Raw genomic sequence first — 17530 nt, 5'->3', positions numbered from 1 at the left:
TGCAGCATTTTTACTTTCTGAAAACGTGTTCTCAAAACACTTATTGATACACACGAACGCATTAATGATTATATTATCAGCTAATGTGATAAGAGGGTTGTACAAATTTGGTGGCATTTATCTTCTTTTTGTTTTTAAGTTGGGGCGTTAGTTGTGATTTTCACTTAAAAAGCAGTTGGGAGAATAACAGAAAAACAATTTCCATCATTTTTCAAGGGTAGAGGTCACCAGTTTCAACGTGGAGAGATCAAACATTACAGGAGCTTGTTATCCTTTTTTCAAAGGATACAGGCTTTTTGTTTTGCATAAACAACTTTTAAAAACTGAATTTTTGTTTTTACTAACAATTTTCTAAAGAGACTGTGGGCCTCAGTATACTAGTTTAATAGGCCTGATCTAGTGATATACGTTCAATTTATTTGTATAAATTTAAATAAAAATACACATTATACTTCTAAGATTTTATTATGATGGGAGAAATATTTGTAATGAATTCTGTTCTAAATCGCGACAATGTTCTCCAAAGGTTAGATGAATATTTAAAGAAAAATAAAACTTTAGTGCGAGTAACTAAAACTGACGAAGGTTTTAAATTATGGTATGACTGTAGACAAATTAATGAAGATATCTATAGCTTAGCACAAGAGTTGGGCTACGATTTAATATTGATCTGTAAACGCAAACCAAGAGAATTTTATGATAACTTTGATTCTTTAGCAGATACGATAGAGGCATTAATTAGAAATAAATATAAACGTTTCCCGAAGGTTGATGAGATCAAAACCGAATTACATATCTCGTCTAGATTAATAAAAAAATATGGCGGTATAAAAGAAATTAAAAAGAGGATGGGTTATACATCCCCCTCCGATTTAATTGATTCGTCAGGTCATTTTAACAATTCTGTATGGGAACTAATGGTAGCTAATTTCCTTTATCATAATAAGATCGAATGCAAAAGAAATCAATTGTTGTTTCAAGATAAGAGATATACATTTAGATCGGACTTTACTTTTACTTTACCTAATACCGAGATTCTTCACGTTGAATTGTGGGGCTACCCCGTTAGTTCTAGCAAGGAATGGGTTGTTACGAGGGATTATTTGAAACAAAGGGAAGAAAAAGAAAAAATTTATAAAGATAATCGTATTCCATATATATCAATTGAGGGTTATGAAATATTGTATAATAAAACTTTTCCACAAATCCAAGAAAACTTAATTAACGTATTTTCTTTTTTGAATGTATCCCTAAATAAGATAGACCCCGATTTGTTATGTTCTATAAATCATATTAATGAGGATACTATCATTGAAAAGGTTATGAGCTATTCAAATGATCCTACTACGCTTCCATCTTCGTCTGTTGTATTAGATAATGACATTTCATTAATCTTATATATTAAATCACGTTACGGAGGGTGGATAAAATTTGCTAGAAAGATAAATAAACAAACGGTTAGGCTGGATGATTATTGGTCACAAGATAAAGTTTTAGAATTATTTGAACAGTTGTTTTTACAATATAATTATATTCCAAGCTATGATTACATGCGAAAACATGCTAGTAATAATCCTTTATTTGCAAAAGTAATTAAAGGGTTGTATAGGTTTCCTAATTTTATTAATTTAAAATTGAAATTTTACCAGCTTAAAGTAACGAAAAATATAAAAATCCCAGCTAGGGATATTTGTTGGTTAGTACAAATATCGGAATGCACAGGGAATATTTCCCCTCATATAAACGAAAATCATAATAAAAATGCAAAAAATATTTTAGATAGTTTCAGCGAAGAAACTATAAAAAATGCATTGAATTTGGAGCAAAATAAAAGGGAAGCCGCCTTTAGAGCTAAGATGTTTAACCTTTTTAACTATATTAGAAAACAATATGGTTGTATATTAATGAGTTATGGTAAATACACAAAATTAAGAAAATCCGATTCCTTTTTAAAAAAAGAAAATCTTTATTTCAGGAGTAAAACTATAGGGAAATTAAGACAGTTTCAATTGGAGTATATAAGAAAAGTGTTAGAGAGTGATTACGCTATAACAGAAGAGGAAAAGCTTTTTATTAAACAGACTGCAAAAGGACTTTGCAATAATCAATATAAACCTACTACAATAGAAGTTCAACTAGCACAAAAATTGCTAAGTTTTTTTAATTAAGACAGTGTTAAAAATAAAAGTACATTTATCAACTGGTAGCGACTCCTGAAATGAAGGTTTGAATATAAAAAGCCCCTTGGTGCTAATATGAGGATGCACCATAGACATACGTTCATAACAAAGGTATTATCTGAATATTACAATAAACACAAATTCTTGCATACCTATAAAAAATTGTCCTAGATAATAGTATAACAATGAGGTATTGTTCCCAAGTTAAGCATCATATTCTTTCAATAACAGAGTGAGACTTAGAATTGTTTGACTTCTCCATTGCTTGAACGGCTTGTCACATTATCTCTGATTGTATTCTTTCCATGATTGATGCATGTGTATAAGGGTCATTAGGCATTCCCATAAAAGGTTGAATAGTTTCTTCTAAATCTGAGAATCAAAATTTCATTATATTAAGAAGCAATTAGTTATAGCTGCATTATTATAATTTTTTACTGGTAGGTAATTGTGTACGAAATAAAAGAAATTATTGATAAGTTAAAAACAAAAATTCAACAATTAACAATACAGACTACAACCCAATCTGCACAAATGAAATCAATTCAAAAAATTGATTATATTTTCTTTAGTTTTATATTAGTTATAGCAATTGTTTCAATTATTTTGAAGTTTATCTAGAAGAGAGGTACCCAAAGTACCTTGCAGTAAATGTAAGGTACTTTGGGTTACATTATAGGATAATCACATAATGAATGTATTAAAAATTCCAAAGCCTTTTAAAGCATTAATATATTTTATGGCAAGATTGCTTACATCTTCTTCACTTAATACCCTGTATTATAAAGCCCCTGCATTAGCTCCCAAAAGTATAATAATTTACGGACCTTATTCTTTCTCGTCCTGCGGGGTGGGACAAGTAATAAACAGGCAAGCCGGAGGCAAGTTTTTCAACCTATCTCTTTACACTTTTACTATAAGAAAAGATCACTTTAGGCTGAACAATATTTATACACCTGCATAAAAAGTTCCTATACAGATATGGATGCATTTTGAGGGAAAATATTCCTATAAATTCACCCTTTTCGTTATAACCCGCTTTTAACTAAGTAAGTAATGTCGGTTTTCTATCATGCTATGAACTAATCTGCAGTAATGCTTTCCTCTCTCAAAATACCAGTGAAATTCAGCATATTCTTTATCAATATGGTTCCAGTACCAATTCCATCATCATAAAGCTTAAATGGAAAGGGAATAGTAAGTTGAAATTAATTTACTATTCCCTTTTTTGTGTGTTTGATCTTAAAAAGTTCCCAATAAACATTAGAATATCCGAGAAATACGATTATAATATTTCAAATTCTTTTTTAAATTATTGAAATACCACAAAACTCACAAAAGACTACAAGAAACATAGTCTCTAGAAAGGTAGAGGGAATGAAATATGTATTAAAATGTGTGTTTTGGGTTAAATTGATTTTCAAGGAGGTTTATTTATGTCATTATCTACTATCACTGCATACTGTTTAAATGGGCATTTTGACAGAGATCTATTGCAAAGCATTGTAAACTATATCAATTTAGTTCCGACTAAAGTGAAAAGTAATAAATATAGATACTTTGAGATTGCTGAATTAGATGCAATTGTAAAAACATATAGTAGTTGCAAAACAGTTAATGCAATGATTGAAGTTTTAGAAAAAGGAAAAAGAACAATTTTGTTAGCAATTGAAATACACGAGATTAAGCCCTTTTATGTTACAGAAGGAGGTATACAATACTATGTTCCAAAAGTGGTAAAGAATGCGCTTGAACTTTTGGATAATTATAAATCGGTCACTGAAATTAGTAGAAACTTAGATATCGGATCGCGAACTTTGAGGTCTTTATTAGACTTTCATGATGTTTCACCTGTATATGTTAAAGGAAATTGTAAATATTATAATTTTCAGGAAGTAAGTGAGTTAGTAAGTGAATTTAAAAGATATAAAACTATTGGTGAAATTTGTGAGAAGTTTGAAGTATCCCGATCAAAGGTTGAATCCGTTCTTGATTCGAATAATATTCTTCCACGATTTTTTGATAAAAGAAGGGTAGTTCAATATTATTTACCGGAGGATATAAGGAAGGAGATGGAGAGATATAAAAGATTCATTGATATACAAAGAAATGATCAAGTTAAAAGTATATATCAAATTTGCGATTTATTAGGGATCGGAAAGAAACACTTTTACTCAGTAATTGAATCTAAGTCTATTCCCTCAATAATAGAAAAAGATGGAGTGGATTATTATAGGGTGGAAGAAATAGCAGCTATTGTCAGAGAAACAAGTAATATAAAGAAACTAAGCGAATGCTCTGATATTGAAGTACATCAAGTAAGAAAAATAATCGAAGATAATAATATTAATCCGTGTTACTCAAGTGGGAATATTAAATATTTCAATCATAAGGAAGTGGAAAAAATCTTGAGTAAATGGAAGGAGGAAAGAAGGGCTTTGAAAAAATATGTAACCACTAGTGAATTGGGAGAAATATATGGTATTGATAGGGTTAAAATAAGAAGGTATTTAAAAAGTCAAGGAGTAGAACCTGTTACTATTGTCGATGGGATTAAATACTACGAAGATGAATCAACTATAGAAGTAATAGATTTACTTCGAAATGTTTCTGAATTTAAAACGCTTAATGAACTAGCCTTGGAAATGAAAGCGTGCGCTAAAACATTACGAAAAGCTGTGGAGTATGCAGGTGTAGAACCAAGTTACAGAATGAAGATAAAAAGAACCGATGCTTCTTTAGAAATAGGCTTGAATGAATACCAAGACTTCTATGAAGAGAATAAAGTTATTTATGCTCTTGAACAGAACAGAACCCAAGTTGATGAGAAAACAGCCATTCGATCACAAAAGCAGGTAAAGTTCTTTCCTCTAGTTCATGAAGATCTTCAAAAAACGATCAACAAATATATTGAATACAGAAAAGCTGGAAGAGGTATAACTTACAATAACTTCTTCACAAATAAGAAAATAAAAAATCCAGAAAAGCAACTAAGGGTAATAAAAGGCTGGCTTTCAAGTTCACTATATAAAATTGCAGAATATCGTTTGAAAAATAATAATGAAGAAATAAAAAAGCCTTTAAACTTTGATATTTACACACTTAATGTTGAGGATTTTGATGCAATAAAAAAAGTATTTAAACCAAGTTCTAGACAAACACTCTTTCATATTATAAGACCATTCTTATATTTTTTACTAAAGGAAAAGAAAAAAAGTATGAAAACCATCGAAGATTACCTTTCATTTAACTCTCTTGAGTTGCAATTTGATGAATTTTTAAACCTATTTCCTCGGAGACAAGAGGAAGTTGAAGATATCGATAACGATGAGGAACTACCAAAAAAGTTAAATAAGTCCTTTTTGACTAGAGAACAAACTATTGATATTTATTATTTTCTTTTGACAGATCCCCGATCTCAAGAATCTTTGAAAAATGCAACTATGTGGTTAATAGGTTGTGTTACTGGTCTCCGCCCAGAGGAATTATTAAATCTAAGAATTGAACATTTTGAGTTAGATGAAAAAGGATTATTAAAGGTAAATGAACGAGGGTGGGGAGTCCTTAGATTCCCAAAGGAAATGGCAAAGCAAAAATTAAAAGGATCACACAAAATTTTTGGAACACCCGTTTCTCCTTACGCAATAGACTTAATAAATAAATATTTATTATGGCTTTATAAATTTCAAGGCGAAACCAACGTAAAGGGAGTTGGTTGGTTTTTTCGGCCATTTGTTTATTTACCAGAAAAAAAATACAAGAAAATTAGTAATCAATTTATTGTTAGGCTAAGAGAACAACTGGATTTCTTAGAAAAAGAACAAGCCAATGATTTCGTAAAAAAGGCTAGTAGACATTCAATGAATAATCTATTTGTGGAGGCATTTCATGTAATACCTGACAAAGAACTGAAGTCAAAACTAGAAAAAGCAAGACAACACCATATGCGACATAAAGGAGAGGATGATAAGCTAAAAAAAAATACACTTAATCAAGCTAAAACGGGAAGTGAACATTACACCGACGATATATCGTCTGATGCTTATTACGGTGTACTAGAGTATGTGGTAGGTTATCCGTGGGATAAAAAGGATCTTGTCTTATGGGAAGCGAAAAAAGGATTTAGATGTTTAGAAAAAGAAATTACTATTAATTCTGATACTGCTGCAGAACAAGAAATATTTGAAAAATTACTGCAAGAACAGAAGCGGGAGAGAGAAATTAATCAACAAGAAAAGTCAAATTCTAATAATACCTTGTTAAAACAATTACAATTAATTGATGATAGACTCCTACAAATTAAACATCCTCCAAATAGTAAAGATAAATTTGAAGCTTGGAGAAAGGAAATAGTAATCTTAAATAAAGAAAAGGAAAAAATACAATTGTATTTAAAGGATGTTCCCTTTCAAGAGCTAGGTTAAAAACCTAGCTCTTTGTATTTTACTGTTCTTTCAATATTTACCTATCATTCTATTAAAATAACGCCAAAAGACTGTTATAGTATTTAAAACTTAGAATTTGGAGGTAAATATTATGGTTACAGAACCAAGTATATTTGAAGAATTAAGTTATATTCATGATGAATCTTTACTATCAGTCCCTATGATTGCTGAAATGATTGGTGTGTCACCGGAAACTGTAAGACGTTGGATTCGTAGTAAAAAACTACCTATTCACGCACCAACTGGTCGATACAAAGTAAGATGTGTAGATTTAACTCTTTTCTTAAAACGCATGTATCATAATAATACAAAAAAAGCGAAATCTCTTTAAAGATCTCGCTTTTTTTGCCTTTTATCTAGTATTTTGGACAGTTTTTCTTGTAACTCTAAAGCCACTTCTTTATTCCTGATTTTTGCAAGTAATTTTATAATATCCTCAATTTCCTTCTTTGCATCGTAAATTTCAACCTGCTTTATTGCTTCTACTGCAGAATGATCATTGTCCTTAATAAATTCAATTAAATGTACAAGAGTCCCCCATTGATTGCAGTTACTACATTTCCAACGAGTTCTAATAACAGAAATAGCTGTTTCTTCATGGCAATAAAAGCAAGGGTATGAAACGGTGTTATCGCTTCTATTCATCTTATAAGGAATATTATATTCTTTAAAAAAGGATAATACTACATTATTCACTGGATATATCCTTTTTGATAACCTGCTCCCATTTAGGTTTTACTTTAGAGCGTTTCATAAAAGCTTTAAAATCTGACCCGGTTACGATAAATTTCCCACCAAATTGATAAGAAGGTAATTTGCCAGAACGGCACCATCGTCTAACACTCTCTACATGCATCTTAGTCAGTTTTGCGATTTCTTCGACGTGTAAAACCTCAAAATCATCAACTTTAAACAGCTGATGAATATCATCAAATTCTAAATTCCTCACATTATTCCTCCATTTTTATTTTAATAAATTTGAATTAGGATCTATTGTAAGTAAATATTAAATTACTATTTTTCTGCTAAAATATTTATGTTAGAAACATTATTTCCAATTAAATATGATTGTAAACAATTAATAATATATTGTATTGACAGTGTTTAATATACAAAATGAAAGCAGCCAATTTGTATGGTAGTGCAAAAAAATTGAAGAATCAGATTATGATTTTGCAGACAGAATATCCACAAGATAAAAAAAGAGTCCTATTGATATACAGACTTTGCACCGGGGATTAAAAAGATTCTGGGGTTACTTATATTAAAAAGTCACTGGGATACTTTCCCGGTGACTTTTTATGTCTATTAACGTTTATATTCCATTAGAGTAGAAAAACTGTCATGATATTTAAAACTTAATTTATAAATATTAATTTTACCTGTCGAGTCTCAGAAAAAATTAAACGCGTGTAATTTACAAAACTTACAGACAGCATAATGGTGCCAAATATAGTATGAGTCATAATTAACATTAAACGAAACTATCCATGCTAACTAAGCGAGTAACAATCATTTTAATTCGATGTGATCTCCGTTTAGCAAAAATTTATGCTTTTTACCCTTTTGCTGTTGTTAACTTTCTTCATTGTTCCATTATCAAAACCTCAAAGTATTGAACATGAAATTCTAGTGCTGTAAAATAGGGGTAACAAACTCAATCAATACTTATGTTCATAAGTACATCTCGTAAATATAGAAGAAAAGAGGTGAATTACCTTGAAGTATGGTTATGCAAGGGTGAGTACAATTCATCAGGATTTACAAGTGCAACTGCAGCAGTTGGAGAAAGAGAACTGTGACAAAATATTTTCAGAAAAATTTTCTGGGACAAACAAAAAGCGGCCTGAATTTCAAAAATTGATTGATATGTTACAAGAAGGAGATACATTAGTTGTTACGAAGCTAGATCGTTTTGCCAGAAGTACACAGGATGCTCTTGAAATTATTAAAAATTTATTTAATCGAAATATAAAAGTCCATGTTTTGAATATGGGAGTTATTGAAAATACGCCGACGGGGAGGTTGATTTTCACGATTTTCTCTGCTTTTGCAGAGTTTGAGAGAGATATGATCGTTGAACGAACTCAAGAAGGAAAAATCTTGGCGAAGCAGAAACCTGACTTCCGAGAGGGAAGGCCAAAAAAATTTTCAAGACAGCAAATTAATCATGCCTTATCATTACTAGAAAATCATTCGTATAAACAAGTTGAAGATATGACTGGGATTTCAGTATCTACACTTGTTAGGGCTAAGAAGAAAAGTAAGGCCGAGAAAATCACAACAAAGATTTTAATGATAGAAGAATAAAAAATTACAACATATATGGAGGATTATTCTTGTTGATAAATGTCTAGAATACTTCGTACGAAACGTACGTTCATACAGAAAGTGAATCTGCAATATAGTGTACGTTTTTTATCAAGTAGTGAGGGAATGGCTTTTTTGAAGTTATACATTCGTTTCTACTTTTTGAGCTGCTATAATTCATTATGGGAAATTTTACCTAAAATGTTGATATTACAACAAGAATAAGCATTGGTGGAAGGAGTAATTGAGGTTTAATGATGGAATACTCAGCAGGTTTCACAAGCGAAGGCTGGTTCCAAAATGAAATAAATATTGTTCTTCCATTAAAGATTAAAGGTTTATCAAAAAGTGAAATCCTTGAAAGAATTATTGAACAGAATTTGTTTCAATTGAGAAGCGAGTCTAGTATTAAGAAGAGGTTTCAAATGGTTTATCGCCGTTCTGAAACATTTAACGGCGAATTATCAAAGCTATATATAGATGGTTCCAGATTAGATCAAAAGGCTCTCCTTTTATATAGCTATCTAAAATGTTATCGACTGCCCTATGAATTTTTTAATGAGGTCATTTTATATAATTATCGAAATAGTAAGCTAATTATCCAAAATATAGATGTAGAATACTTTATTGAACGAAAAGAAGGAGAATCTGAAAAAGTGGCAGGCTGGAGGCCTGAAACGAAAAAAAGGTTGCGAAGTTCTATTTTAATGTTCTTTAGAGAAAGTGGAATGCTGAAGGAAGAAAAAGTGGACACATATCAAATTAATCCCTTACATATGAGCAATCAACTAAAAACTTATGCAAAGGAACAAGATCCGCTGCTTTATTTATTATGCGAATTAAGGTAGGTGTAGAATATATGAGTAATACATATGAGCGATTAAAACAAATGGAAAGAAGAATAAATGAAAAAGGATTTACGACACCTACAGGGATTGGAAGTGAAATTCCGCATTATGTATTCGACTATCCAGCAGAAGATGAATTAGTCGTTCGAACATACGTTGAAGGTGTTTTGAAAAGACCATCAATAAATATTAAAGAAATTCATTTGTTTCAATTCTTACTGAGTCTCTTTGAAGACGACTTAGATGAACTAATTGAAATTAGTGTAGAAGAGGGATTTGAAGAGTTAGTTCATGCCTTGCAAACAGTATTAGAAGATCAAGACGTTATTGTCGAGTCTTTTATAGATCAAGCAGATGATGCGGAAATTGTTTTTATAACGGGTGTTGGCAACGCGCATCCGCTTCTTAGGTCGAGCCAGTTACTAAAAAAGCTGTCAAACCATGCTTTTCGTATACCGATTATTCTTTTTTATCCCGGCCACTTTACCGGTTTAGAGCTTAGACTATTTGGCATGTTACAAAATGAAGATCAGTACCAATTATCAAGAATTTCGTAAAGGGGGAGACGAGATGCAAGTAAAAGACATATTCAAGAAAGATATATTTAGACCAATCAATGGTGTAGTTCAAGCTGGTCAGCTTGACCATGAGACGATTAAAAATGAGCTTGAAGAGTATGTTATGACGGAAGAGGTAACAGAATACTTTCAAAAGTTTTATGAAAACTATATGGCAGTATATAAAAATCCAACAAAAGACATTGGTGTTTGGATCAGTGGTTTCTTCGGTTCGGGTAAATCACATTTTTTAAAAATCCTTTCTTACTTACTTGATGGAAAAGAAGTAGACGGTAGAAAACCATATGTGTATTTTATAGAGAAAATGAACAACGAAAACTTAATATCAATGATGAAGGACGTAGATGGAAAAGATTCAGATGCCATTCTATTTAATATTGATTCTATGAGTTCATCTGGAGCAACTAACAAGGAACGTATTGTAGAGGTTTTTCTACGTGTTTTCAACCGGCATTTAGGATATTCAGATACGTTGTGGCTTGCAGACATGGAACGTCAATTAGATGAAGAAGGAAAATATAGAGAATTTAAAAATATCATCCAGCGTCTATATGATACAAAATGGGAAGATTTTCGATTAAAGGCTGTAATACGACGAAAAAAAATTGTTCAAGCACTTGTTGAAACGGGATATGATGAAGAGACGGCTAACAGCTTTTTTGAAATTAGTAAAAATACCTTTAGCATGACTTCGGAAAAACTTTCACAATTAATTGGAGAGTACTGTCGTCACCGAGGGAAAGAATATCGTCTCGTCTTCTTAGTGGATGAAGTCGGACAGTACATTGGAACTGATGTTAACTTAATGCTCAATTTACAAACAGTCGTTGAAGATATTGGTGGGGCTACAATGGGCCAAGCATGGGTAATTGTTACCTCACAAGAGAAGATTAAAGCCGTTGCAAATATTCATAGTACAAACGATTTTTCAAAAATTCAAGGACGTTTTGCTACCCGTATTAACTTATCAAGTGCAAATACGGATGAAGTCATTAAGCGTCGTATATTAGAAAAAACAGATACCGCTGATAAAACACTGAAAATGACGTACGAACCGATTGAACAGCTTGTTCGAAATCGTTTATCTTTTGATCCCAATACGACACAGTTTCGTTCAGGCTATCGATCTGCAATAGAATTTGCTGCTCTATATCCATTTGTTCCATATCAGGTGGATTTACTACAAAAGGTATTTAACAAAATTAGAATTCATGGCGAAGGTGGTACTAGCTTAGCCCACGGTGAACGATCCTTACTTAAAGCGTTCCAAGAAGCAGCAAAATTAAATGCTGAAGAACAAATCGGGAATCTTGTCACATTAGCAGAGTTCTTTCCTTCAATTCGTAATTTCTTGGAAACATCTATTACAAGAACAATCAGTAGGGCTGAAGATCGGGCGCGAAATAATGAAAATATTTTACCTGAAGATATCCCGGTACTAAAAGTTCTTTATTTAATTAAGGGAATTGACGAAATAAAGTCAACACCAAATAATATTGCTACTCTTCTTTTAGAAACAATAAATGACGATCAGAACGATCTTCCTATCAAAGAATCGTTAAATCGTCTAGGACAAGCGATGTTCATTGAAAAACATGCTGATGGCACTTATTCCTTTTTATCTGATGAGGAACAAGAAATTAATAAGGAAATTAGAAGTGTAGAAGTAAACCCTACAAAAATAAAAGAGCAACTGGGTAATTTATTCTTCACAAAAATGCATCCAAAATTAAATTATATTTACAGAAAAGATACTCCACCATTTGATTTCAATAAACGTTTCGATAATTATTCAAAAGGAAATATGTCTCATTCATTAACGATGCAAGTCTTTTCTATATATATGTCTGATATGGAAGCTGCCTTAAAAGCAAATTCTGGGCAGATGGTCATTTGTCTTGACGAGGAACTTGTAGCAGAAGCAGAGGATGCCATTAAGTATTCAGAACAGGTACAACGCTATGTCAATTTAAAGCGGAATAACAGTACCACTCAAACACAGCATCGTATTTATGATGCAAAACTGGCTGCGGTTGATGAATTTGAACAAAAAGCGGAAGAGTTACTGAAAATGGCTTGTGAAAAGGCACATTTTTATATTCAAGGACAACAGCGTTCTTTTAAAGGAACATTCGAAAATCAAGTAAACAGTGCCTTTGACATGCTAATTAGCAATACATATAAATATTTAGATTATATTGATGTTCCAATTTCTTTTAAAACGTACAAAGATGCTTGGAAGAACATTGCTGAACAAGTTTTAGATTATGAAACGATGAATAATCGTAAAGCCTTTGATGAATTAAAAGACTATTTTGAAGATGTTGCCCGAATACATGAAAAACCATCAATCAAGGTTATTATTGAAAAGTACCATGCTGTCCCATATGGCTGGAGTGAGTATGATATTATTGGCTTAATATTAGCTCATATGAATGCTGGAAAGGTAAATTTGCATCTCGGAGATAATAAGTTTACCCCAGAGCATGCCAACTTTTATGATCGCTTAGCACGTGTATCTGAACGAGAAAAAATTCGAGTGATACCGGAAATTGAAATTGATCCGAAAATACGAAGAGAATTCATCTCATTGATGAGGGATTTCTTTGGCCGTTCAGAAGCAGGAGATACGTACCAAGATCTTACAAATGCTTTAGAAACTGAGTTGAAAGAACGTTTTCAGTTTCCGTTAGAAGAAATTCGCTTAAAACGTCAAACTCCACGTTCACGTGATTATCCATATCCGGGTGAAAGAGAGATAAATACACTATCAATGGGATTACAAAAGCTTTTACAAATACGTGAACCAGAAAAGATGGTTACAGAATTTATTAATTCTGAAGATGATATCGACGAGTGGTTTGGGGTTTTAGAAAAACTAACAGGATTTTACCATAAAACACAGATTACCGTTTTTGATGAAGCAGTTGAAATTTTAGAAAGATATCAGAGAGATTTAGCACTAATCCAAAATACAGACGTTCAGCTGATTAAAAAGCAAATTTCGGACATTTTATCGAAGCAAGAGCCTTATCGTGATATACCAAGACTTCCACAGTTAACTATTCAGTTAGAAGAAAGTGTTAAAAATCAAGTAAATGAGCAAAGACAGGCTATTCAGGTACAAGTAGGGCAAATGGAAACAAACTTAACTGAGTTAAAAGACTATTATCAAAATATGCCGTCTATTGTGGATTATATCGAAACGGAGTACCATATGTTTGATCAAGTCAAGTTAAGTATCTTTACAGAAGGTAGTCTTGTAACCATTCGTGCGCTTTTACAACAATTAAATGAAATTGCAACGAGAATTGAAAAACGAGCAAAAGAGCTTGAAGAAGAATTTAGAAAGCCACCAGTTGTTGATCCAGATAAAGGCGATGATGCACCCATTGTAATTAGAGAGAAGAAAAGTAAACGCATTGCATCAAATGAGCTATATCACCTATTTTTTAATGGTCGTAGCAAAATCGAAACTCAACAAGATTTAGACGATGCTCTTAATCAATTACGTTCTGCATTACTAAAAGAATTAAAAGACCATACATTGGAAATTGACTGAATAGAAGCGGGTCTGTAAGGCCTGCTTCTTGTTTCAGAGAAGGAGTTAAGGAAATGAATAAAACTGAGTTAAAAAACTTTGCCGTTTCTGCTCGGAGAGATTTACTCGAAAAAGTAGCGTTACGAGCAAAAATTTTTGGTATTGATGAGAAGAACGGCCTAACAATAGAAGAAAAGTTTGGTCAATTAGCCATTAATGGTGAAACATATTCAAACGATAAAAAATCTGCATTTTTGTCATTAAAAAAACAATTAGCAATAAAAGGCTACGAACAATTAATGGAAGAAGTAGCTTATACATGGTTTAACAGAATCATTGCAATACGATATATGGAAGTGAATGAATATCTCCCAGAGAGAGTGAATGTTTTATCGAGCAGTACAGGAAAAGTTGAACCTGATATTTTATCAGAATTTGAAACTATTGATTTAGGCATCGATACAATAGAAATCAAAGATTTAATTCGTCAAGGAGAAATAGAGGATGCGTACAGAGAACTTTTTATAGCCCAATGTAATGCTTTACATAACATTTTACCATTTTTATTTGAACAAATTCATGATTATACCGAATTACTATTGCCTGACTTCCTACTAGACAGTGAATCAGTAATTAGTCAACTAGTGAAGAAAGTATCCAATATTAACTTCCATAATGAAGAGGAGGGAAAAGACAATGTAGAAGTATTAGGTTGGTTATATCAATATTATATGTCTGAGAAGAAAGAAAAAGTTGGCGGTTTAAAGAATACTGCAGTAAAAAAGGAGGATTTGCCAGTAGTTACACAATTGTTTACTCCAAAATGGATTGTACAATACATGGTTCAAAATTCTCTTGGTAAACTTTATGATGAAAAATATCCAAATAACAACCTTGCTAAAAAATGGGAGTACTACCTAAAAACCAATAATCTAGAAAATCATACTCCGAAATTCACTGCTTTAGAAGAAGTAAAAGTTATAGATCCAGCATGTGGTTCAGGTCATATCTTATTATATGCATTTGACATGCTTTATGAAATGTATGAAGAAGCTGGTTATCCTTCAAGAGAGATACCAAAACTAATTTTGGAAAAAAATCTGTATGGTCTTGATATAGATAAACGCGCTCAACAAATTGCTAATTTTGCTTTGGTAATGAAAGCCGTAGAAAAATCACCTCGATTTTTAAGAAGAAATAAGGATATAAAATTAAATATTATTGAGATTGTAGATACTGATCTTTCTTTATCAGAAGAGGCTATTAGTTTCTTTGCAGAGAGCCAATCCGAAATAGACGAAATTAGAGAACTTCAAAATATTTTTAAAAATGGAAAGCAATTTGGTTCTTTAATTAACCCGAATGAAGAATATAAAGATCTTTATATTGAATGGCTTCTTCGTATTGAGAATTACCAGAATCAGAACGTTGATTTAATTGAAGAAGTATATATAAAGGAGTTAGAAGACAAACTTTTCCCATTAATATTACAAGCTTTATTACTAGTACAAAAATATGATGTTTCAGTTACGAATCCCCCTTATCACAATAAATTTAATCCATCTTTAAAACAGTTTATGAATACAAGATATAAGGATTATAAATCGGATCTCTTTTCTGCTTTTATCTATAAAACCGGGATACTTATTAAAAAAAATGGTTTTTCTGCCCTGATGACTCCATATACTTGGTTGTTTAATTCTAGCAATGAAAAATTAAGAAAGTATATAGTTACAACTAAGAGTATTTCTAGTCTAGTACTTCTGGAATATTCAGCTTTTAAAGATGCTACTGTACCTATTTGCTCTTTTGTTATTCAGAATCAAACTTTAAATCAATCTGGAGAATATGTAAAACTTACAAATTTAAAAGGGGATCAAGCTAAATACGTTAAAGACGCTGCAAGTAAAAATGTAAAATACAGGTATACTTTTAATTGTTCTAGAATAAAAAACATTGATGGTAATCCTTTATCCTTTTGGGCAACTGAAAAAGTGCATCACCTTTTAAAAGAAGAATTAAATGTAGGGAAGATTGCAGAATTAAAGGCTGGTCTTTCGACAGGCAACAATGATATTTTTCAACGGAATTGGTTCGAAGTGAGTTTCAATAAAATTGGATTTAATTATAATGATATAAAAGAAACTAGGAATTTAAGGCATAAATGGTTTCCTTGCAACAGTGGGGGTGACTTTAGAAAATGGTACGGTAATAACTCTATAGTTATTAATTGGTTCAATAATGGTGAGGACATAAGAAGTTATAGGGGGGAAAATGGAAAATTAAAATCGGCAGTAAGAAATGATGAATATTACTTTAAAGAAGGTGTAACTTGGACAAAGCTAAGTTCTTCAAATTTTGGAGCAAGATATAAAGAAAAAGGATTTATTTTTGATGATACTGGACGGTCTGCATTTAGTAGTGATGAAGAAGAGACCTACTTATTAATTGCTTTATTCTGTTCTAATATTTCAAAAGAAATTATGAGTATACTAAATCCAACTCTAAGTTTCACAAATCATGATATAGCACGTATTCCCTATAGGGAGATGAATCAATCTTTAAAAAAGCAAATTGTTCAATTAAGTGAATCGAACATTAAAATTTCAAAATCTGAATGGGATTCTTTTGAAACATCATGGAATTTCATTAGACACCCATTCATTAATATTATAAAGGAAGAAGGTTTTTCTAATCTAGATATCACATTTAAACATTGGTCTAACTTTACTGAATCAAACATTAGGCACTTGAAATGGAATGAGGAACAAATAAATAGTATACTCATTGAACATTATGATCTTCAAAGTGATTTTTATCCGAAAATTTCTGATAGAGATATAACAATTCGAAATGCTAATCGTGTTCGCGATACAAAATCTTTCTTATCCTATTTCATTGGTTGCATAATGGGACGTTATTCATTGAATATAGAAGGCTTAACTTATGCAGGTGGGAAATGGGATGATTCTAAGTATGAAACATTTATACCAAATAAATTTGGATTGATTCAATTAACAGACGGGCATTATTTTGAAGATGATATCATTGCACGTTTACGTGAATTCCTATTAGTAACTTTTGGAGTAGAAACTGTTGAAGAGAATTTACAATGGCTAGCGGAATCTCTTGAATTAAAACGTAATGAAACAGCGGAAGAGCGTTTACGTCGTTATTTCTTGGATGAATTTTTCAAGGATCATTGCCAGATATATCAAAAACGTCCTATTTATTGGCTTGTTGATTCTGGAAAGCAAAAAGGGTTGCGTACATTTATTTACATGCATCGTTATCAGCCTGATACTATGGCAACGATTCGATTTGAACATTTACAAGAAATTCAAGCTAAGTATAACAATGAAATCGCAGCGATCGATTTACGAATTGTGAATCCTAATTTAAATGCCTCTGAGAAGCGTGACCTTGAGAAGCGGAAAACTGCTTTCCAAAAACGTTTAGAGGAATTACTTGAGTTTGATAAAAAATTGGTAGAATACGCCAATGCCCAGATTGACATTGACTTGGATGATGGCGTGAAAGTGAATTACGCAAAATTTGAGAAAGTGCTGGCAAAGATTTAAATAACAGGCGTTAATTATTTCAAAATATCATTGCCCACCTTCGGTTA

The 17530-nt window shown here is 31.7% G+C and carries 10 protein-coding genes; 8 read left to right on the top strand and 2 right to left on the bottom strand.

From position 1 onward, the window contains the following. Positions 1-488: 488 nt before the first annotated feature. From JOC86_RS02255 to JOC86_RS02245, 3 genes are all read left to right on the top strand, one after another. Positions 489-2168 carry a hypothetical protein gene (locus JOC86_RS02255; RefSeq protein WP_205168149.1) on the top strand — a complete coding sequence of 560 codons (1680 nt, stop codon included), beginning with the start codon at positions 489-491 and terminating at the stop codon, positions 2166-2168. A 1448-nt stretch (positions 2169-3616) separates the two neighbouring features. After that, a complete protein-coding gene (locus tag JOC86_RS02250; protein WP_205168148.1) occupies positions 3617-6604 on the top strand; it encodes a site-specific integrase in 2988 nt (995 codons plus the stop codon). Between the two features lie 112 nt (positions 6605-6716). Further along, the gene (locus tag JOC86_RS02245) at positions 6717-6956 is read left to right on the top strand and encodes a helix-turn-helix domain-containing protein (protein ID WP_205168147.1); all 240 of its coding nucleotides are present in this window, start codon (positions 6717-6719) and stop codon (positions 6954-6956) included. On the opposite strand, the gene JOC86_RS02240 is transcribed toward JOC86_RS02245, so the two are convergent. Both JOC86_RS02240 and JOC86_RS24560 read right to left on the bottom strand, forming a co-directional pair. Then, positions 6953-7321, bottom strand: coding sequence for a hypothetical protein (locus JOC86_RS02240; RefSeq protein WP_205168146.1), 369 nt, complete (start codon positions 7319-7321; stop codon positions 6953-6955). The two genes, JOC86_RS02245 and JOC86_RS02240, sit on opposite strands and share 4 nt — an antisense overlap. Next, a complete protein-coding gene (locus JOC86_RS24560; RefSeq protein ID WP_205168145.1) occupies positions 7314-7574 on the bottom strand; it encodes a helix-turn-helix domain-containing protein in 261 nt (86 codons plus the stop codon). Before JOC86_RS24560 ends, JOC86_RS02240 begins: the two co-directional genes overlap by 8 nt. Positions 7575-8344: 770 nt before the next feature. Here JOC86_RS24560 and JOC86_RS02230 point away from each other — a divergent pair. From JOC86_RS02230 to pglX, 5 genes are all read left to right on the top strand, one after another. Further along, the gene (locus JOC86_RS02230) at positions 8345-8935 is read left to right on the top strand and encodes a recombinase family protein (RefSeq protein ID WP_205168144.1); all 591 of its coding nucleotides are present in this window, start codon (positions 8345-8347) and stop codon (positions 8933-8935) included. Positions 8936-9189: 254 nt separating this feature from the next. Further along, positions 9190-9783, top strand: coding sequence for a DUF1819 family protein (locus JOC86_RS02225; protein WP_205168143.1), 594 nt, complete (start codon positions 9190-9192; stop codon positions 9781-9783). A gap of 11 nt (positions 9784-9794) precedes the next feature. Beyond that, positions 9795-10340: a DUF1788 domain-containing protein gene (locus JOC86_RS02220; protein ID WP_205168142.1), complete on the top strand. Its 546-nt coding sequence runs from the start codon at positions 9795-9797 to the stop codon at positions 10338-10340. A 13-nt stretch (positions 10341-10353) separates the two neighbouring features. Beyond that, entirely contained in the window at positions 10354-13923 is a 3570-nt protein-coding gene (gene brxC / locus JOC86_RS02215; RefSeq protein WP_205168141.1) for a BREX system P-loop protein BrxC, read from the top strand. A 53-nt stretch (positions 13924-13976) separates the two neighbouring features. Then, on the top strand, positions 13977-17483 hold the full coding sequence (pglX, locus tag JOC86_RS02210) for a BREX-1 system adenine-specific DNA-methyltransferase PglX (RefSeq protein ID WP_205168140.1): 3507 nt from the start codon (positions 13977-13979) through the stop codon (positions 17481-17483). The last annotated feature ends 47 nt before the right edge of the window (positions 17484-17530 follow it).

The organism is Rossellomorea pakistanensis (assembly GCF_016908495.1).
Taxonomy (GTDB): Bacteria; Bacillota; Bacilli; order Bacillales; family Bacillaceae_B; genus Rossellomorea; species Rossellomorea pakistanensis.
This window is presented reverse-complemented; position numbering and strand designations above follow the sequence as displayed.

Excerpts from the sequence above, each read along its gene's own strand:
- JOC86_RS02220 (WP_205168142.1), top strand. The coding sequence starts at position 9,795 with ATGAGTAATACATATGAGCGATTAAAACAAATGGAAAGAAGAATAAAT.
- brxC (WP_205168141.1), top strand. The coding sequence starts at position 10,354 with ATGCAAGTAAAAGACATATTCAAGAAAGATATATTTAGACCAATCAAT.
- JOC86_RS02225 (WP_205168143.1), top strand. The coding sequence starts at position 9,190 with ATGATGGAATACTCAGCAGGTTTCACAAGCGAAGGCTGGTTCCAAAAT.
- JOC86_RS02255 (WP_205168149.1), top strand. The coding sequence starts at position 489 with ATGAATTCTGTTCTAAATCGCGACAATGTTCTCCAAAGGTTAGATGAA.
- pglX (WP_205168140.1), top strand. The coding sequence starts at position 13,977 with ATGAATAAAACTGAGTTAAAAAACTTTGCCGTTTCTGCTCGGAGAGAT.
- JOC86_RS02250 (WP_205168148.1), top strand. The coding sequence starts at position 3,617 with ATGTCATTATCTACTATCACTGCATACTGTTTAAATGGGCATTTTGAC.
- JOC86_RS02245 (WP_205168147.1), top strand. The coding sequence starts at position 6,717 with ATGGTTACAGAACCAAGTATATTTGAAGAATTAAGTTATATTCATGAT.